The sequence below is a fragment of the uncultured Citricoccus sp. genome, assembly GCF_937871995.1.
Lineage (GTDB): Bacteria > Actinomycetota > Actinomycetes > Actinomycetales > Micrococcaceae > Citricoccus.
Window position 1 is genome coordinate 1 of sequence record NZ_CALMQR010000066.1, and the last position, 17,973, is coordinate 17,973.

15 protein-coding genes are annotated in these 17,973 nt (G+C 71.6%); 4 read left to right on the forward strand and 11 right to left on the reverse strand.

The window, feature by feature from the left end:
• Nucleotides 1–355, forward strand: a 355-nt coding sequence (locus Q0283_RS07200; RefSeq protein WP_298044043.1) for a hypothetical protein, incomplete at its 5' end; no start/stop codon positions are given.
• A gap of 186 nt (nucleotides 356–541) precedes the next feature.
• Here Q0283_RS07200 and arr read toward each other — a convergent pair.
• The 3 genes from arr to Q0283_RS07215 form a co-directional block, all read right to left on the reverse strand.
• Nucleotides 542–964 (reverse strand): NAD(+)--rifampin ADP-ribosyltransferase, encoded by a 423-nt coding sequence (arr, locus tag Q0283_RS07205; protein WP_298044045.1) that lies wholly within the window; start codon nucleotides 962–964, stop codon nucleotides 542–544.
• A 668-nt stretch (nucleotides 965–1,632) separates the two neighbouring features.
• Nucleotides 1,633–2,484 carry a putative hydro-lyase gene (locus Q0283_RS07210; protein ID WP_183527992.1) on the reverse strand — a complete coding sequence of 284 codons (852 nt, stop codon included), beginning with the start codon at nucleotides 2,482–2,484 and terminating at the stop codon, nucleotides 1,633–1,635.
• Entirely contained in the window at nucleotides 2,481–3,752 is a 1,272-nt protein-coding gene (locus Q0283_RS07215; protein ID WP_183527990.1) for an NRAMP family divalent metal transporter, read from the reverse strand. The genes Q0283_RS07210 and Q0283_RS07215 overlap by 4 nt, the downstream gene beginning before the upstream one ends.
• A 218-nt stretch (nucleotides 3,753–3,970) precedes the next feature.
• Here Q0283_RS07215 and Q0283_RS07220 point away from each other — a divergent pair, with 218 nt between their 5' ends.
• On the forward strand, nucleotides 3,971–4,243 hold the full coding sequence (locus Q0283_RS07220; protein WP_183527988.1) for a Rho termination factor N-terminal domain-containing protein: 273 nt from the start codon (nucleotides 3,971–3,973) through the stop codon (nucleotides 4,241–4,243).
• Nucleotides 4,244–4,264: 21 nt separating this feature from the next.
• On the opposite strand, the gene Q0283_RS07225 is transcribed toward Q0283_RS07220, so the two are convergent.
• Complete coding sequence (locus tag Q0283_RS07225) at nucleotides 4,265–5,335, reverse strand: DNA topoisomerase IB (RefSeq protein WP_183527986.1); 1,071 nt, start codon at nucleotides 5,333–5,335, stop codon at nucleotides 4,265–4,267.
• A gap of 1 nt (nucleotide 5,336) precedes the next feature.
• On the reverse strand, nucleotides 5,337–6,410 hold the full coding sequence (locus tag Q0283_RS07230; RefSeq protein ID WP_183527984.1) for a Ku protein: 1,074 nt from the start codon (nucleotides 6,408–6,410) through the stop codon (nucleotides 5,337–5,339).
• Nucleotides 6,411–6,453: 43 nt separating this feature from the next.
• Here Q0283_RS07230 and Q0283_RS07235 point away from each other — a divergent pair, with 43 nt between their 5' ends.
• Both Q0283_RS07235 and Q0283_RS07240 read left to right on the forward strand, forming a co-directional pair.
• Complete coding sequence (locus tag Q0283_RS07235; protein WP_183527982.1) at nucleotides 6,454–9,093, forward strand: ATP-dependent DNA ligase; 2,640 nt, start codon at nucleotides 6,454–6,456, stop codon at nucleotides 9,091–9,093.
• On the forward strand, nucleotides 9,090–9,659 hold the full coding sequence (locus tag Q0283_RS07240) for a DUF6328 family protein (RefSeq protein WP_183527980.1): 570 nt from the start codon (nucleotides 9,090–9,092) through the stop codon (nucleotides 9,657–9,659). Before Q0283_RS07235 ends, Q0283_RS07240 begins: the two co-directional genes overlap by 4 nt.
• A gap of 5 nt (nucleotides 9,660–9,664) precedes the next feature.
• On the opposite strand, the gene Q0283_RS07245 is transcribed toward Q0283_RS07240, so the two are convergent.
• The 6 genes from Q0283_RS07245 to Q0283_RS07270 form a co-directional block, all read right to left on the reverse strand.
• Nucleotides 9,665–11,083 (reverse strand): NAD-dependent succinate-semialdehyde dehydrogenase, encoded by a 1,419-nt coding sequence (locus tag Q0283_RS07245; protein WP_255459487.1) that lies wholly within the window; start codon nucleotides 11,081–11,083, stop codon nucleotides 9,665–9,667.
• A gap of 5 nt (nucleotides 11,084–11,088) precedes the next feature.
• On the reverse strand, nucleotides 11,089–12,930 hold the full coding sequence (locus Q0283_RS07250) for an amidase (protein ID WP_255459486.1): 1,842 nt from the start codon (nucleotides 12,928–12,930) through the stop codon (nucleotides 11,089–11,091).
• The gene (locus Q0283_RS07255) at nucleotides 12,917–14,005 is read right to left on the reverse strand and encodes an agmatine/peptidylarginine deiminase (protein ID WP_183527974.1); all 1,089 of its coding nucleotides are present in this window, start codon (nucleotides 14,003–14,005) and stop codon (nucleotides 12,917–12,919) included. The genes Q0283_RS07250 and Q0283_RS07255 overlap by 14 nt, the downstream gene beginning before the upstream one ends.
• A complete protein-coding gene (locus Q0283_RS07260; RefSeq protein WP_183527972.1) occupies nucleotides 14,005–15,561 on the reverse strand; it encodes an APC family permease in 1,557 nt (518 codons plus the stop codon). Before Q0283_RS07260 ends, Q0283_RS07255 begins: the two co-directional genes overlap by 1 nt.
• Nucleotide 15,562: 1 nt before the next feature.
• Complete coding sequence (locus Q0283_RS07265) at nucleotides 15,563–16,474, reverse strand: universal stress protein (RefSeq protein WP_183527970.1); 912 nt, start codon at nucleotides 16,472–16,474, stop codon at nucleotides 15,563–15,565.
• On the reverse strand, nucleotides 16,471–17,973 hold a 1,503-nt coding region (locus Q0283_RS07270; protein WP_298044047.1), incomplete at its 5' end, for an NAD(P)/FAD-dependent oxidoreductase. The genes Q0283_RS07265 and Q0283_RS07270, both read right to left, overlap by 4 nt.

Genomic DNA, 17,973 nt, shown 5'->3' on the forward strand with positions numbered 1-17,973 from the left:
CCGAAACCTCACCGATGCGCCCATCACGCTGACCGGCATCGAGCTGGTCAACCCGACCGGCATCGAGCTGGTGGCAGCCGGGGTGGCACCGGTGAACCCGGACGCCGACGGGTTCATGGGCGGCAACCGGGAACTCGCCGACCCGGCTATGCCTTGGCCGCAGATGTCCGCCGAACCACTGCAGTACACCCTCAGCCACGGCGAGCAGATCAACCTGATCGTGCAAATCAAGACCAACGGTCGGGCGCGGCCGGCGACGGTGGACCGACTTAAGATCCGCTACGAATCTGGCAACTGGGAATACACCGAGTACTCCGGCGCGAGCTTAAAGTGGGTGCCCACCGCGTCCTGCTGACCCGGTTGCACCTTCACCCGGCCGCCACAAGGACCCGCACGCTCATGGTCCCGTCTACTTCAAAGGAACTGGACCCGAAACCCCCACCGGCCGAACCCGGCGTTAGACAGGGGTCCTTGCTGCCATCAAGACGCGACGGGCGCAAGTCGCTCGGCCGTGCCCCCTGAAAGATCCCGATGCGAAGCGTTAATTGATGATGTCCCCTCCCTCGCCTGAGAGAAGCACCGATAGCCGTGCCCGCCATGTCTGCAGCTGTTCGGGCGTCAATCGCTCCCACTCGGTCGTCTCGCAGACGACTCGCAGCGGGTTGGTGCTGCGATACGACCGGGTGGGGTTACCGGGGAACTTTTTGTCGGTCACATTCGGGTCGTCCTCGAACGCTCCCGTGGGCTCGACCACGTAGACCCGGGGAGTCACCACGCCCGATGCCAGTTCCGCGGCGATTTCCGCCGCGAGGCCAGCGCCGTCGGCCAGAGCTGTGAAGTAGATGTGGTTCATCACGATCTCGGGGCGATAGTTTGATCGGTGCCCCGCTGTCAGCAAGTCGCCCATTCTCAGGTCCGCGACGGTGCCATGGAAGAACGGGCCCTTATCGGGGGATGTGCCCACCTGCACTCCTTCTATCCATGTCATCGGACCGAGATCATGCCACGTCATCACGGACTTGCCGCAAGTCCCTCTCCCCGCCTTATCCTGGAGGTGACGGAGGCCTCCGGGATCCCGGACGCGCGCGCCTCTAGTAACGAGGGCCCCCTCCGATCCACCTCTGTATACAGCGGTAGCGCACCGAGGAATCCTCTTCGACCCGGACTCGGAAACCTCTTTGGCTGTCCCGCTGAGGGAACCCCCACCGAACACACACACGTGAGCTGCACGAACAACAGTGCCCCTCACGAGGCATCCCGTAGGACCCGCCCGGTGATATGTCCGGTGACGGGGTGCTCCCCGCAACACCCTTGGTCGAGCCCGTCTCCGGCGGCGCGGTGCACAGGTGAGGCCCTCGCCCGGTGACCGCCGTCGCTACGGGCAGCGGACCAGTGCCTACTCTCTCGCCTCATGTTCTGCTCCACCGGGGCCAGCCTGATCGGGCGTGCGTGACGGCCCGCGCGTGACGCGCTTTCCACCGGGACTGCGCGAGGGAGCAGGATCGAGACCGGTCAGCGGACACGTGAACGGTTGAGGTCCACAGGACGAGGTCACTGCCCGCGAGGGGACCGACCGCTCAGCGCGGTCGACTGCTGTCGCTGGCAACCGGGCTCATGCCTCCGGCGCCTGTCTCACGGCACCAGGTAGTCCGAGTCCCGGGCATCCGTGATGAGCATGTGGCCCGGCGCGTGGCCGATCGCCAGGGGCGGGCGGGACTCCATGACGGCGGCCTGCGGGGTGACCCCGCACGCCCAGAACACCGGCAGGTGCCCCTCCGGGACCTGCACCGGGTCGCCGAAGTCCGGGCGCGAGAGGTCCTCGATGCCCAGCTCATGCGGCGCCCCCACGTGCACGGGGGCTCCGTGGACGGCCGGGTAGCGCGAGGTGATCCGCACGGCGTCGGCCACCTGGGCGGCCGGGACCGGGCGCATCGAGACCACCAGCGGCCCGGCGAGGCCGCCGGCCGGGGCGCAGCGCACCGAGGTGCGGTACATCGGCACGTTCACGCCCTGCTCCTGGTGCGCGACCGGCACGCCCCCGGCCACCAGCGCCGCCTCGAAGGTGAAGGAACAGCCGACGATGAACGTCACCAGGTCCTCCCGCCAGTACTCGGTGATCGACGTCGGCTCGGCCACCGGCACGCCGTCCTCGTAGACCACGTACTTCGGCACGTCGGTCCGGATGTCCCCACCGGCCAGCAGCTCGGAGGTGACCTCGCCGGCGTCGAGCACGCCCAGCAGCGGCATCGGCTTCGGGTTGCGCTGGGCGAACAGCAGCAGGTCGAAGGCGTGGGAGCGCGGGACGATGATCAGGTTCGCCTGGGCGTGGCCGGCGGAGAAGCCCGACGTCGGCCGCACCAGTCCGGCGCGGAACAGAGCCCGGGCCTCGGCGGGGGAGAGTGCCTGGGCCTCGGCGGGAGACGGTGACGCGAGGTCGGCCGGGCGGTTCCCGGGGCCGGGTGCGGGAGGGGTGCTCAGGTTCATGCGCCGGTCATCATCTCGATGGCGGGGACGAAGGAGTTGACGGACAGGAACGCGGTGATGAGCCAGACGAGCACGCCGATCACGATCAGCCACACGGGGTAGCGGTACCCGTGCAACAGGTCCCGGCGGCGGATGGCCACCCACAGCAGCACGCCGAAGCCGATCGGCAGGATCAGCCCGTTGAACGCGCCGGCGAAGACGAGCAGGGTCTGCGGGGCCTGGCCGAGCAGCAGGAAGGCGATGGTGCACACCACGATGAACGCGACGGTGAGCAGATTGCGCCGGCGCGGGTTTCCGTCGGACCGGGTGACGAAGGAGATGGAGGTGTAGGAGGCGCCGATGACCGAGGTGACGGCCGCGGCCCACAGGATGACCCCGAACATCCGCAGGCCGATCTCGCCCGCGGCGCTCTGGAAGGCCTCCGCGGCCAGGTTGTCACTGGTCAGCGCGACGCCACCGGCGACCACGCCGAAGATGGCCAGGAACAACAGGGTGCGCATGACGGCCGTGACGATGATGCTCAGCACGGAGGTGCGGCTGATCTGCTTGATCGCGCGCTCGCCCCGGACGCCCGAGTCGATCATGCGGTGCGCCCCGGCGTAGGTGATGTACCCGCCGACGGTGCCTCCCACGAGGGTGGTGATGACCAGGAAGTCGACCTGCTCGGGGAACACCGTGTTGCGCAGGGCCTCCCCGACGGGCGGGGCGGCGACGACCGCCACGTAGAGCATCAACAGGATCATGACCGCGCCGAGCAGGACGACGATCCGGTCCAGGGCCATGCCCGCCCGCTTGGACAGGAAGATCAGGATGGCGATGACCGCCGAGGCGGCGCCGCCGATCTTGGGGTCCAGGCCGAACATCGCGTTCGCCCCGAGGCCGGTTCCGGCGATGTTGCCGATGTTGAAGATCGCCCCGCCGACGAACACGAGCGCGGCGAGCACCCAGCCGACACCGGGCAGGACCTTGTTCCCCAGCTCCTGGGCCCGCAGCCCGGAGATGCCGATGACCCGCCACACGTTGAGCTGGACCGCGATGTCGACGAGCGTGGAGACCAGGATCGCGAACGCGAAGGCGGCGCCAAGCTGGACCGTGAAGGTGGCGGTCTGCGCGATGAAGCCCGGGCCGATCGCGCTGGTGGCCATGAGGAACATGGCGCCGAGCAGCGCGGTGCGCTGGGCCTTGACGGTGAGGGGGACCTTCTCGGGGTGCCCTCCCGCGGGCCCGGCGGGGTCCGTGCCGGTGGCCGGCTTCGCAGTGTCCTTCATGGTTCCTCCCGGGGGGTGGGTGACTGGCATCACAGATGCAGGCTGGTGAGAAGGCTACCGGTTGTTCAACAATCCACGCAAGACATTGTTCAACAATCACGATTGCAGCTGCAGGCGCAGGTGCCGGTAGAGGTGCAGGCGTGGGGCGGACGCCACTGGTCGTGCCGGGCCGGCCCCGGCACTTGAACTTCCGCCGCCACCCGGAGAACACTGGGGGCATGCCCCAGAAGAACGACGACGCCCCGCAGCTCAAGGACCAGGAGATGTACGAGGCCCTCCGCGAGGAAGGGGCTAGCAAGGAGAAGGCGGCCCGGATCTCGAACGCCGCCGCCCGGGACGGCCGCTCCGAGGTGGGCGAGCGCGGCGGGGAGTCCGGGTCCTACGAGGACTGGACGGTCGAGGAACTCAAGGACCGGGCCCGGGAACTGGAGATCACCGGTTACTCGGACCTGCGCAAGGACGAGCTGATCGAGAAGCTGCGCAACCACTGAGCCTCCGGGCAGGTCCCCGGTTCAGTCCCCGTCGCCCCCGGTCAGCAGGGCCAGCAGGGCCCGGTCCGGCTGGCGCGTCAGGTCCATGACCCGGCCCTTCTCGAACAGGTCCAGCACCCGGGGGTCGATGTAGGACTCCCGGGCCACGGTGGGGGTGTTGTGCAGCAGCTCGGCGCTGGCCCGCACGGCGATCCGCACCGCCTCCGGTGAGGTGGCCCCCGCCCGGTGGGACCGCGCCAGCGACCGGGCGGCGGCCATCGTGCCCTGCCACGTGCGGAAGTCCTTGGCGGTGAACTCCAGGCCCGCGATCTCGGTCAGGTACTCGTTCACCGCCTCGGCCGAGATGCCCCTCCACTCCTTGCGGCGTCCGGACTTCACCGGATAGCAGACCGCGGGGGCCGTGCGCGGGGTGAGCGGCACGCCGGCGAAGAACTCCGCCAGGTCCGCGTCCCGCAGGGTGAGGTCCCACTCGCTGCCGGACTTGCCCCGGAACACCAGGCGGACCTCCTCCCCCTGGACCTCGACGTGCCGCCGCTGCAGGGTGGTGGCCCCGAAGGCCTCCAGCTGCCCCGAGTGCTCCTTCCCGCCGACGCGCAGGGCGCCGCGGTCCATCAGGCGCACGGCCGCGGCCAGGGCCCGACGCCGGCCGGTCGCCTCCGCCGGGGCGGGGCCCGTCCCGCCCCGCGCCGTCCCGCGGCCGGTGCCGGCCGCGCGTGGGGCGGCACCGCCGTCGCGGTCCTGCGCACCGGAGCGCAGGTCCCGGGTGACCCGCCGGCGCAGGGAGGGCAGGGTCTGGCCGAACGAGATCGACTTCTCGAACTTCTCGGCGTCCCGGTCCGCGCGCCACTGCGGGTGATAGAGGTACTGGGTGCGCCCGGCGTCGTCCACGCCGGTGGCCTGGATGTGGGAGTTCTCCTCAGCGGCGATCCACACCTGTTTCCAGGCCGGCGGGATCGCCAGTGCCCGGATCCGCTCGAGGGCGTCCTCGCGGGTGATCCGGCGGCCGTTGGCGCCCCAGTAGGTGAAGCCCCGTCCCGCCCGGCGCCGGGTGTACCCGCCGGTGCCGGGCGAGACCGTCTCCAGCCGCGGCACCTCAGGCGCTCTTGCGGCGCGAGGACGGGGTGCCGGTCTTCTTCCGCGTGGACCGGCCGGAGGACTTCGCCGTCGTCTTCGCGGACTTCGCCGAGCCCTTCGCCGAACCCCCCGTCGAGTTCCTCGTCGAGTCCTTCGAGGACGTCGTCCCGGAGGCACCCTTCCGGCCCGAGGCGGCCGACGTCTTCGAGGCCCCAGAGGCGCGCGACGTCGAGCTGCCCTTCGCGGTCCCGGACCTGCCGGGCCCGCTGGACCTGCCGGACCGGGAGGTGCGGCCCCGGCCGCGCTTGCGGTCCAGGGAGGCCTTGAGCGCCTCCATCAGGTCGATGACCTCGGCGTCCTCGCCCGCGTCCTCGTCCGACCCGGACGCCCCGAAGGTCGCCTCGGTGTCCAGGGAGTCACCCTGCTCGAGCTTGGCGTCGATCAGCTTGCGCAGCTCCACCTGGTACGTGTCCTCGAACTCCTCCGGCGTGAAGTCGGAGGCGAACTGGTCCACCAGCGCCTTGGCCAGCTTCTTCTCCTTGGGACTGATCCTGGCCCGGGACCGGGTGGCGGGGAAGTCGACCTCCCGGATCTCGTCCGCCCAGTGCATGCCCTGCAGCACCAGCACGTCGTCCTGCACCCGCAGCACGCCCAGCCGGGTCTTCTGCCGCAGCGCGAAGGTGACGATCGCGGTGCGGTCCGTGGACTGCAGGGCCTCGCGCAGCAGCAGGTAGGACTTGGGGGACTTGCCCTGCGGCTCCAGGAAGTAGCTCTTCTCCAGCGTCACCGGGTCCACCTGGTCGGAGGGGACGAACTGGACCACCTCGATCTCGTCGTTGGTGGCCTCGGGGAGGGCCTCGAACTCCTCCTCGTGGATCACCACGGTCTGGTCGCCGTCGTCGTAGGCCTTGTCGATGTGCTCGTAGTCGATCTTCTTCCCGCACACCTCGCACCGGCGCTGGTACCGGATCCGGCCGCCGTCGGCGTCGTGGACCTGGTGGAAGGACACGTCGTGGTCGGTGGTGGTGGAGTATGCCTTGACAGGGACGTTCACCAGCCCGAAAGTGATAGATCCAGACCAAATGGCTCGCATGGCGGTCAGCATATGCGGCCGCCGGGGGGTCGCGGGAGGGCACGTGGCACGGACAACCCGCCAGACCTACACCGTGGGGCAGAGATCGCTCTCCGTCTCCAACCTCGACAAGGTCCTCTACCCGGCCACCGGCACCACCAAGGCCGAGGTGATGCGCTACTATCTCGGGGTCGCCGACGTGCTCATCCCGCAGGTCGCCCGCCGGCCGGTCACCCGCAAGCGCTGGGTCGACGGCGTGGGCACCGCGGACAGGCCCGGCACCGTGTTCTTCCGCAAGGACCTCGAGGACTCCGCCCCGGCCTGGATCCCCACCGGCCGGATCGTCCACGCCGAGCGGACCAACACCTATCCGCTGGCCGACGAACCGGCCGTGCTGGCCTGGTTCGCCCAGGTCGCGGCCCTGGAACTGCACACCCCGCAGTGGCGCTTCGGCCGCAACGGCCAGCCGCGCAACCCGGACCGGCTCGTGCTGGACCTTGACCCCGGTGAGGGCGCCGGGCTCGCCGAGTGCGCGGAGGTGGCCCGGTTGTGCCGTGACCTGCTCACGGACATGGGGCTGGAGGCCTATCCCGTCACCTCCGGGTCCAAGGGCATCCACCTGTACGCGGGGCTGGACGGCAGGCACAATGCCGAGGCTGTCAGCGCGGTCGCCCACGAACTGGCCCGCGCCCTGGAGGCCGACCACCGTGACCTGGTGGTCTCGGCGATGAAGCGGTCTCTGCGCGCGGGCAAGGTGTTCGTGGACTGGAGCCAGAACAACGCCTCCAAGACCACGGTCAGCCCCTACTCGCTGCGCGGACGGGAGCACCCGTGGGTGGCCGCGCCCCGGACCTGGGAGGAACTGGAGGACCCCCGGCTGCGCCACCTCGAGTTCGAGGAGGTCCTGGAACGGGTGGCCGGGGGCCTGGACCCGATCGCCCCGCTGGGCTGGACCCCGGACGGCCGAGACGGTGGGGATGAGGAGACCGGGGACGACGACGGCGGGGCGGGTGCCGGCAGCGGCACGGCCGAGGCCATCGACCGGCTCTCGAGGTACCGCTCCATGCGCGACCCGGACAAGACCGCCGAACCGGTCCCGGCACAGGCTCCGGTCGAGCGGGAGCTCGGTGAGGGACAGCTGCCCAGCTTCGTGATCCAGGAGCACCACGCCCGCCGCCTGCACTGGGACTTCCGGCTGGAGCACTCCGGGGTGCTGGTGTCCTGGGCCGTGCCCAAGGGCCCGCCGCTGGACACGGACCAGAACCGGCTGGCGGTGATGACGGAGGACCACCCGCTGGAGTACGGCACCTTCGAGGGCACGATCGCCCCGGGCGAGTACGGGGCCGGGGAAGTCACCATCTGGGACGCGGGCACCTGGGAGCTGGAGAAGTGGCGCGAGGGCAAGGAGGTCATCGGCGTCCTGCACGGCCGCCCGGACGGCGGGCTCGGCGGGGTGCCCCGCCGCTACGCGCTGATCAACGCGCCCGGCATGGGCGGGGAACGCAACTGGCTGATCCACCTGATGAAGGACCAGCCGGACACCGGGCAGTCCACGCCCGGGGTCCCTGCGGCCCCGGACGCGACGACGGCAGGGAAGCAGACGGCAGGGAACAAGGCGGCAGCGAAGAAACCGGCAGGGAAGACGGCGGCCGGGAACAAGGCGGCCGGAAACAGGGCGGCCGGAAACAGGGCGGCCGGGAACAGGACCGTGGGGGCCGGCCCCGCGGCCTCCTTCGGCCCGGAGGACCTGCCGGCCCCCATGCTGGCCACGGCGGGCCGCCCCGCGGATCTGACCGCGGACGAGGACTGGTCCTTCGAGATGAAGTGGGACGGCTGGCGGGTGGTCGCCGGGGTCAGCCAGGACCGGGTGGTCCTGACGAGCCGGAACGGCCAGGACCTCACCGACCGCTATCCCGCACTGCAGGAACTCACCGGGCTGCTCCGGGGCGAGGCCGCGGACCGCGGGGGAGCGGTGCTCGACGGGGAGCTGGTGTCCCTCGACGACCAGGGCAGGCCGGACTTCGGGATGCTGCAGGACGGGACCGGGGAGCTGCGCCTCATCGTGTTCGACATCCTCCAGCTCGGCCCGCCCGGCACGTCGCAGCACCGACGCCATTCCCTGCTGCGCACCGCCTACGGTGAGCGACGGGTGATCCTGGAAGCCTCCCTCGGAGAGGGGGAGGTGGTGTCCGTGCCGCCGGCCTACCATGGCTCCCTGGCCCAGGCCCAGCGGATCAGCCGCGCGATGGGGCTGGAGGGCGTGGTGGCCAAGCGCACCGGTTCCGTCTACCTGCCGGGCCGCCGCGGGTCGGCGTGGATCAAGCTCAAGCTGCAGCAGCACCAGGAGATCGTGGTGATCGGCGTCCGTGAGGGCCGGGGTGAGCGCTCCGGCGGCATCGGTTCCCTGCTGGCGGCCATTCCGGACGAGAACGGGACACTGCGCTACGCGGGCCGGGTGGGCACGGGCTTCTCGGCCGGCCAGCTGGTGGAGGTGGAACAGCGGCTGCGGCCACTGGCCCGGGACACCCCGCCCGTGGACGACGTCCCGGCCGGGGACCGTTCGGACGCCTGGTGGGTCACGCCGTCGGAGGTGGCGGAGGTGTCCCTGGCCGGACGCACCCGCGCAGGGCGGCTGCGCCAGGCGTCCTGGCGGGGCTGGCGGCCGGACAAGTCCGTGGACGAGGTTCGCTGGGAGGTCCCGTGAACCACGCAGGCCGGCCGGGTGGCGCCGACCCGCCGGCGGATCCGGGTCTGCCCGGGGATCCCTCAGGCCGGCCCGGGGACCCCACCGGGCTGCGGCACGAGACGCCCGCCGAGAAGCTGGACCGGAACTGGAACGACCTGCTCCAGGAGCTGCGGGTGATGCAGACGGGCACGCAGATCGTCACCGCGTTCCTGATCGTGCTGCCCTTCCAGGCCCGTTTCGAGGAGGTGGCCGGGGAGATCATCGGCTGGTACATGGCCCTGTTACTGGCCGCGGTGGTCCTGACGACCCTGATGCTGCTGCCCGTGGTCATCCACCGCCGGTTGTTCGGCCGGCACGTCAAGGACCAGACCGTGGCCTGGGGGAACCTGCTGGTGAAGGTCTGCCTGGCCGGGCAGGGGGTGCTGCTGGCCGGCTGCGTGGCGCTCATCGCACACGCCGTGCTCGAGCCCGCCCGGGCCTGGTGGATCGCCGGTGTCACCGCCGCGGTGATCGCGCTGCTGATGCTGGCGCTGCCACCGCGGCGGGTCCACGCGGGCGACGAGGGTGACGCCGGCGGACGCTGAGACGACTACCGGGTCCGGGCCACGGACATGAGCCGCTTGTTCACGAACTCGTCCATGCCCAGCGGCCCGAGTTCCCGGCCGAAACCGGAGCGCTTCACGCCGCCGAAGGGCATGTTCGCGGCCTCCGGCGGCGACTGGTTGGCACCGACCATCCCGGCCTCCAGCTGCTCGGCGAACCGCTCGGCGCGCCCCGCCTCGGTGGCGAACACGGTCGATCCCAGGCCGTAGGGGGTGTTGTTGGCCAGGGCGATCGCCTCCTCGTCACTGGACACCCGGTACACCGCCAGGACCGGGCCGAAGAACTCCTCGCGGTAGACGTCGGAGTCCTGGGGGATGTCCGTGATCACGGCCGGCTCCACGTAGAAGCCCTCCCGGTCGGCGCGCCGGCCGCCCACGTGCAGGGTGCCGCCGGCAGCCACCGCGCGCTCGATCTGGTCGACCAGGGTCTGCGCCGCGGACTCCGAGGACAGCGGGCCGAAGGTGCCCTCCCGCTCCTGGGCCGGATCGGCGGGCTGCAGCCCGGAGACCTGCTGCACCAGTTCGTCGACGAAGTCGTCGAAGACGTCGTCCATGACGATCAGGCGCTTGTTCGAGTTGCACGCCTGGCCGGTGTTCTCCAGCCGGATGGCCAGCGCGTCGCGGGCCGCCTGGCGGGGGTCGTCCGTGGAGAGGATGACGTAGGGGTCGGACCCGCCCAGTTCCAGGACGGCCTTCTTCAGGTGCCGGCCGGCCTGCTCGGCCACCGCGGCGCCGGCCCGCTCGGAACCCGTCAGCGAGACGCCCAGGACCCGGGGGTCGGCGATGATCGTGCCGACCTGGTCGTGCGTGGCGAACAGGTTCTGGTAGACCCCCTCGGGCACGCCGGCGTCGCGGAACAGCTGCTCGATGGCCAGCGCGGACTCGGGGACGATCTCGGCGTGCTTGAGCAGGATGGTGTTGCCCAGCACCAGGTTCGGGGCGGCGAAGCGGGCCACCTGGTAGTACGGGTAGTTCCACGGCATGATGCCCAGCAGCACGCCCAGCGGCCGGCGCTGGATGACGTTGCTGGACCCGTCGGTGCTGTCGAGGACCTGGTCGGCGGCGAGCTGCGGGCCGTTGTCCGCGTAGTACCGGAAGATCTCCGCGCTGAACTCGGCCTCCCCGCGGGACTCGGCGATCGGCTTGCCCATCTCGCGGGTGATGGTCTCGGCCAGCGCGTCGGCGCGCTCCTCGAACAGCTCGGCGATCCGGGCCACGATGCCGGCCCGCTCGCCGATGTCGCGGGAGCGCCAGTCCTCGAAGGCCCGGTGGGCGGTGGCGATGGCCTGCTCGACCTGCTCGTCGGTGGCGACCGGGTGTTCGCTGACGGTCCGGCCGGTGGCCGGATTGACGGCGCGATAGGCCGGTGACGTGGTGGGGGTGGTGTCGGTGCTCACAGTGTCCATAGTGGTCATGATGCCTCTTCCGTGCGTGGGGTGGAATGCGTGGAGGGGGATTCGGTGGTCGGTGCCCGGACCGTGGTCCGTGGAGGCGGGGACCGGTACGGGCCGGTCGCCTCGAACGCGCAGGCGAGCCGGAGCAGGGTGGTGTCGTCGTAGGCGCGGCCGGCGAAGGTCAGCCCGAAGGGCATGGCGATGTCCGGGGCGGTGCCCATCGGGACGGTGACGGTGGGGATGCCCAGGTGCCGGGGGACCAGGTTGCCGTTGGCCACCCAGGTCCCGTTGCGCCAGGCCAGCTCGGCCGAGCGGGGGTTCACGTCGGCGTCGGCGGGCCCGACGTCGGCCAGGGCGGGGAAGACGACCGCGTCCAGCCCCAGCCCGTCCATCCAGTCCTCGAGGTCGGTCCGGCGGGTCCGTTCCAGACCGGCGAGGCCCTGCGCCAGGTGTGGGATCGACTCCACCGTGGTTCCGGGACCGCGGGTCCGGATGATCTCCGGGAAGGCGGCGATGTCGTCGCCGAACCCCTCGTAGCGGTCCGGCAGGGCGCCGGCCGGGTGCGGGAAGATCCGGGCGCCGTCCACCCCGGCCAGCGTGTCCAGTCCCGGGTCCCCGTTGGCCTGGAGGAAGTCCTCCCAGGCCCACGCGGACAGCTCGGTGACCTCCGCGTGCAGGAACTCGGGGGACACCAGTCCGCGGGTGCCGATGGTCGGGGCCCCGGGGCGGTCACCCTCGTAGTTCGTGACGACCGGGAAGTCCACCGCCACGACGGTGGCGCCGGCCGTCTCCAGCGCGGCCCGGGCCGCCTGCCAGAGCTCGATCACGGAGGGGCGCGTCTCGACGCGCCGGCCCATCGGGCCCCCGATGCCGGCGGACCCGCGGTGGTCGGGTCCGGTGCCGGCGTCCGGGTCGGCGTTGACGTACATCCGGGGCACGCCCAGTCGCCTGCCCGCCAGGGCGCCCCGGCCGCCGTCGGGCCCGGACGCCGCGGCGAGGGCGGGGTAGGACGGTGGCCGGACGTCACCGGCCCGGGGGAGGCGGATCCACGGCTGGAGGCGCCAGAAGTCCCCGCGGGCGGTGTGGTCGTCGGCGACGATGACGTCCAGCACCTCGAGCAGGTCCGCCATGGAACGGGTGTGGGGGACCACCACGTCCATGGTGGGCACCAGCGGCCAGTTGCCCCGCACGGAGATCATCCCGCGGGAGGGGGTGTAGGCGCACAGGGCGTTACAGGAGGCGGGCGCCCGGCCGGACGACCAGGTCTCCTCGCCCAGGCCGAAGGCGCCGAGGCTCGCGGCCGTGGCCGTCCCGGAGCCGTTCGAGGAACCGGAGGCGAAGGCGCTGGTGAGGTAGTCGGGGTTGTAGGGACTCTCCGCCCGCCCGTACAGGCCGCGCTGCATGCCCCCGTTGGCCATGGGCGGCATGTTCGTCAACCCCAGCAGCACCGCCCCGGCGTCCCGCAGCCGCTCGATGGTGAAGGCGTCCCACCGGGCCACGAGGCCGGCGAACGCCGGGGACCCGGCCGCCACGGTCAGCCCGCGGGCCATGAACGAGTCCTTCGCGGTGTAGGGAATGCCGTCCAGCGGTCCCCGCACCGCGCCGGCGGCGCGCCGCTCGTCCGAGGCGCGGGCCTCCTCCAGGGCCCGGGGGTTGTCCACGATCACCGAGTTCAGCGGGATGCCGCCATCGGGGGCCCGGTGCGTGGCCACCGTGCCGGAGGCGGACTGCGCCGGCCGGTCATAGTGGGCGATGCGCGCCCGGTAGGCGTGCACGAGCTCCACGGCGGTGGTGCGACCGGACTCCAGGGCCGTCCGGAGCTCGGCGATCGACGTCTCGGTGACGTCAAGCATCCCCATCGACCGACCCGCGCGGGGCGAGCGTGCCCCGGTCCGCACCCGCTGCCGGCTGCTGCTGGGTGATGCAGTGGATGCCGCCGCCGAAGGCGAAGATGTCCCGGGCGTCCACGAGCTCCACGGTGCGTCCCGGGTAGGCCTCGCCGAGGATCCCGGCGGCCAGCGCGTCGGCTTCGGGCTCGCCGAAGGCGCACAGGATGACGGCGCCGTTGGCCACGTAGTGATTGATGTAGGAGTAGTCGACCCATCCCTCGGCATCGCGCAGCGCGGACGGGGCGGGGACGTCCACCACGCGCAGCGGCCGGCCCTGGGCGTCGACCGCACCGCCCAGTTCCTCGCGCAACCGACGGGTGACCTGGTGGTCGGGGTGCCCGGGGTCGTCCTGGCGGTGCAGCAGCACGGTGCCGGCCTCGGTGAAGGACGCGACGATGTCCACGTGCCCGCGGGTGCCGAAGCCGTCGTAGTCCCGCGTCAGCCCGCGGGAGAGCCACACCGCGTGGGTGGTGCCCAGCTGGTGGTGGATCTCGGCCTCCACCGCGGAGCGGGTCAGGCCCGGGTTGCGGTCGGGGTCCAGTTGCACGGTCTCCGTCAGCAGGACCGTCCCCCGGCCGTCGACGTGGAACCCGCCGCCCTCGTTGACCAGCCGGGAGTCCCGCGCCGGGACCTGGGCGTGGTGGGCGACGGTGGCGGCGAGGTGCCGGTCCTGGTCCCACCGGGCCCAGGACTGGGCCCCCCAGCCGTTGAAGACCCAGTTGACCGCCGAGAGCGCTCCGAAGGGATCCAGGGTGAACGTCGGGCCGGAGTCGCGCATCCAGGCGTCGTCCAGGACGGCGGGGAGGATCTCGACGTCGGACCCGAGCAGGTCCCGGGCCGCCGCCTCGTCCTGCGGGTGGGACACCACGGTGACCGGCTCGTACCGGGCGATCGTGCGCGCCACGGACGTCCAGGCGGTGCGGGCCCGCCCCAGGCCCTCCGAGCCGGGGGCGCCGAACGTGTCGTTGGGGGTGGGGAAGGACATCCAGGTGCGCTCGTGGGGTGCCCACTCCGGGGGCATGACCGAAGGGCCGAGGGTGGTCATCAGATGGTCAGTCCTTCTCCGGTGGTGTCCCGCGTGGACTCGGTGGTCTCCAGGGTCTCCCCGCGGAAGTAGGCCGGGTGGCGCAACCGGGTCCACAGCATGAGCACCACGCCCAGGACGAGCACGCCCATGCCCAGGACGAACACCATGCCCACCCCGCCGATCGAGGACCCCGACCCGTAGTCCGGGCTGATCGAGTCCACGGCGGTCTGGAAGAACATGACCAGCAGGACCGCGCCGCCGATGAGCGGGAAGAGGAACTTGAACACCACGTTGCGGGCCGAGGTGAACAGTTCGCGGCGGAAGTACCAGACGCAGGCCAGGGCCGTGATGCCGTAGTAGAAGCAGATCATCAGGCCCAGGGCGGTGATGGTGTCCCACAGGGCGTTCTCGCTGAGCAGGCGGGTGATCGTGTAGAAGCCGCCGGCGGCCACGGCCGAGGAGATGGTGGCCACGGAGGGGGTGCGGAACCGGGGGCTGATGCGGGAGAACATCGGCGGCAGGGCACGGTAGTACCCCATGGCCAGCAGGGTGCGCGAGGGGGAGATCATCGTGGACTGCAGGGAGGCGAAGGAGGAGGACATGATCGCGATGGACATCAGCAGGGCGAACGGGCCCATCACCGGGCTGGCGAGCACCGCGAACAGCGACTCCTGGTTGTCCGGGTTCCCGGCGCCCAGGCCCTCGGTGCCGATGCCGGCCCAGGCGATGACGGCCAGCGCGCACAGGGTGTAGATCACCATGATGATCAGCACGGTCAGGGTGGCCGCCCGCCCGGAGGTGCGCTGGGGGTCCTTGGTCTCCTCGTTCATGGTCAGGGTGGTGTCCCAGCCCCAGAACAGGAAGATGGACAGCGAGATGCCGGCGGCGACGATGGAGAAGTCGTCGAAGCTGAACGGGTTGAACCAGTCGATGCTGATGGGCGTGGGGTCGAAGCCCTCCCCGTTGGCGGCCTGCACGAGGGCCGCCACGGCGAAGCCGCCCAGCACCAGTAGCTGGAAGCCCACGAGGACGTACTGGATGTGCTGGGTGGACTTCAGCCCGCGGTAGGAGATCCAGGCCGCCACCGCGATGAACACCAGCGTGGTGGGGATGTTGATCCACAGGTTGTCCGTCAGCTCGGCCAGCGCCGGACTGCCGAGGACCTGGGCCAGCAGCAGGTAGAAGAAGTCCACCGCCACGGCGGCCAGGTTGGACAGCACGATCACCGTGGCCGCGATCAGGCCCCAGCCGCCCATCCAGCCGATCCAGGGGTTGAAGGCCTTGGTGGCCCAGGTGAAGGACGTCCCGGAGTCGGGCACCCGCGAGTTGAGCTCGCGGTAGCCGAAGGCGACCAGCAGCATGGGCAGGAAGCCGAGCAGCAGGATGGCCGGCACGTGGGTGCCGACCACCGAGATGGTGGGCCCGAGCCCGGCGGTCAGGGTGTAGGCCGGGGCGATGCAGCCCACGCCGATCACGACGGCGCCGATCACCCCCACCTGGCCCCGGGCCAGTCCCTTGGCGGAGACGGCCCGGTCCTCGGTGGGCCGGGGCGGCACGGTGTTCGCAGTGCTCATGTCAGTGGTCACTTTCAGCAGTGGCGGGACCGGTGTGGCCGGCGGGCACGACCACCACCGGGACCGGGACGGTGCGCAGCATCTTCGCGGCGGTGCTGCCCAGGAACAGCCGGCCGCGGGCGGCCAGCCGGGAGGAGCCCACGACGACGACGTCGTCGGGCTCCCACTCGAGGTGGGCCATGGCGTGGTCCACGGTCGGCCCGGAGGCGACGAGCGTGCTGGCCCGGCCCTGGTCGAGCATCTCGGCGGCCTCGTCGGCCAGCCGCCGGTTCGCGTACTGGGTGACGGAGGCCAGGACGTCCTCGTCGTCCGCAGCGGTGCCCGGGCCGGAACCCTCCTCGGCCCGGTCCAGCAGCACGAGGGAGACCAGGCGCAACGGGATGGACCGGCGACGGGCCGCCTGGATGCCCAGGCCGACGACGTCGACGGCGCCCGGCCGCGGGCCGAACATCGCCGTCAGCCGGCCCACGGGCCCACCGTGCCGGTATCCGGCCGGGGCCAGGGCCACCGGGATCGGCGCCGTGTGCAGGAGGGTGGTGGCGACGGAGCCGAGGCGGTATCGACGCAGCAGTCCGCCGCTGCGGCCGCCGATGACGATCATCGAGCAGTCCAGTTGCCCGGCCGCGGCCAGCAGCCCTTCGGCGTCCGACTCGGCCGTGACCACGTGGCCGGTGGCCGGGACGTCGTCCGGGACGGAGGCCAGCGCCTCGTCGAGCCAGGCACCCAGTTGTTCCTCGAGGATGCTGCCGTACCCGCCGGCCGGCGGATAGATCCCGGCGTAGGCGCTGTCCAGCGGGGCGATCATCACCACGTGGAGCCGGGCGTCCTGCTCCCGGGCCAGTGCGATGCCCAGATTCAGGGCGTCCCGTCCCGTGGAGGTCGCCAGGTAGCCGACCAGCAGGTGCCGGGTCATCGGAGCGTCCCCTCGGTGAGGACCGGCCGGCCGGCGTGTGCGAGGATCTGCCGCGCCGCGGCCTCGCCCATGCGCACCGCGCCGTCCACGTGCTGGTAGCCCTCGGCGGCGATGTCCGAGCAGGCGTAGTGGATGGGCCCGGTGGGACGGTTCTGCAGGTGGCCCCAGCGGTGCAGCCCGCCCAGGTCATAGCTGGCCGCGTAGGCGCCGCGCGTCCACTCCTCGGCCGCCATGTCCGAGAGGTAGAAGGCGATCGGCTCCAGCGCCTGCGGCCCCAGGTAGAGCGCCAGCGCCTCCAGGACCTGTCGCCGGCGCTCCTCGGCCGGCAGGGCCCACATCCGTTCGGCGTGGACGTCCGAGATGAAGCCCACCAGGGTCCCGTGCGGGTCCTCCGTGCCGGGCTCGCCGCCGGCGAGGTTGGGGCCGTAGTTCGTGTTGTCGTAGACCTCCTGCACCAGGCGGCCGCCGCCGAAGCCGGTGCCGGACAGGCCCTGGGCGCGCCAGAAGGGGGTCTCGTAGACGGCGTGGACCTTGATGACCAGGCCCATCGAGAGGTGCTGGTGGGCGATCTGCTGCTCGCGCGGCAGCGGCGGGGTGAACTGGATGCGCGAGTAGAGGTTCGGCGGGACGGCCAGCACGGCGTTCCGCGCCCGGACGACCACGCGGTCGGAGTGGGCGACCACCCGGCCGGGGGCACCGTTCTCCGGCACGCCGTCGCGCACGTCCGCCGCGATGCCGTTCAGCGGATCCGCGGTGGCGGGGTCCGGGGTGGCCCACTCCAGCTCCCGCACCGGGGTGGACAGGTACAGGTCCTCGCCGATCTCCTCGGCCAGTCGCTCGGACACCGTCTGCATCCCGCCCACCACGCGCCGGTCCAGGATGAAGTCCTCGTCCACCAGGTTCGAGAAGGACCCCGCCGAGGCCGCCATGAGCACGGCCTGCAGCACGGAGAAGGCGTGGGAGGGCTTGGTGAGCATGCCGGAGGCCACGTAGATCGAGACGTTGTCGATCGCCTCCTGGTCGTCCGAGTGGCTGCTGAGCCAGGTCCGGAAGGAGATGGAGTCGAGCTCGGCAGCGCGGTCCGCCGCCCACGGCGCACTGGCCCCGATCTCCACGGTGAGCTCGTCCAGCAGGCCGATCAGCCGCTCCATCTCGGCGGCGGTCCGGTCGGAGACCGGCATGCGGTCACCGGTGTAGGTGTGCCGCGTCCCGTCCGGCGCCACGTAGACGGATGCACCCTCGCGGTAGCGCGGGAAGGTCTCCAGGCCCAGCTCCTCGACCAGGTCGATCAGCCGGGTCTGGTCCGGGGAGATCCACTGCCCGCCGATCTCGATGAAGTGCTCCCGGCCGCTGGCGTCCGCCACCCGGCCGTTCCACGTCCGGCCCCCCACGCGGGGCCGCGCCTCCAGGACGGCGACGCTGTGGCCGGCCTCCCGGAGGGTGCGGGCGGCCATCAGTCCGGCAGGTCCCGCCCCGATGACCACCACGTCGCGGTCGAT

Excerpts from the sequence above, each read along its gene's own strand:
- Q0283_RS07210 (WP_183527992.1), bottom strand. The coding sequence starts at position 2,484 with ATGAACCTGAGCACCCCTCCCGCACCCGGCCCCGGGAACCGCCCGGCC.
- Q0283_RS07215 (WP_183527990.1), bottom strand. The coding sequence starts at position 3,752 with ATGAAGGACACTGCGAAGCCGGCCACCGGCACGGACCCCGCCGGGCCC.
- Q0283_RS07220 (WP_183527988.1), top strand. The coding sequence starts at position 3,971 with ATGCCCCAGAAGAACGACGACGCCCCGCAGCTCAAGGACCAGGAGATG.
- Q0283_RS07230 (WP_183527984.1), bottom strand. The coding sequence starts at position 6,410 with ATGCGAGCCATTTGGTCTGGATCTATCACTTTCGGGCTGGTGAACGTC.
- Q0283_RS07245 (WP_255459487.1), bottom strand. The coding sequence starts at position 11,083 with ATGGACACTGTGAGCACCGACACCACCCCCACCACGTCACCGGCCTAT.
- Q0283_RS07250 (WP_255459486.1), bottom strand. The coding sequence starts at position 12,930 with ATGGGGATGCTTGACGTCACCGAGACGTCGATCGCCGAGCTCCGGACG.
- Q0283_RS07255 (WP_183527974.1), bottom strand. The coding sequence starts at position 14,005 with ATGACCACCCTCGGCCCTTCGGTCATGCCCCCGGAGTGGGCACCCCAC.
- Q0283_RS07260 (WP_183527972.1), bottom strand. The coding sequence starts at position 15,561 with ATGAGCACTGCGAACACCGTGCCGCCCCGGCCCACCGAGGACCGGGCC.
- Q0283_RS07265 (WP_183527970.1), bottom strand. The coding sequence starts at position 16,474 with ATGACCCGGCACCTGCTGGTCGGCTACCTGGCGACCTCCACGGGACGG.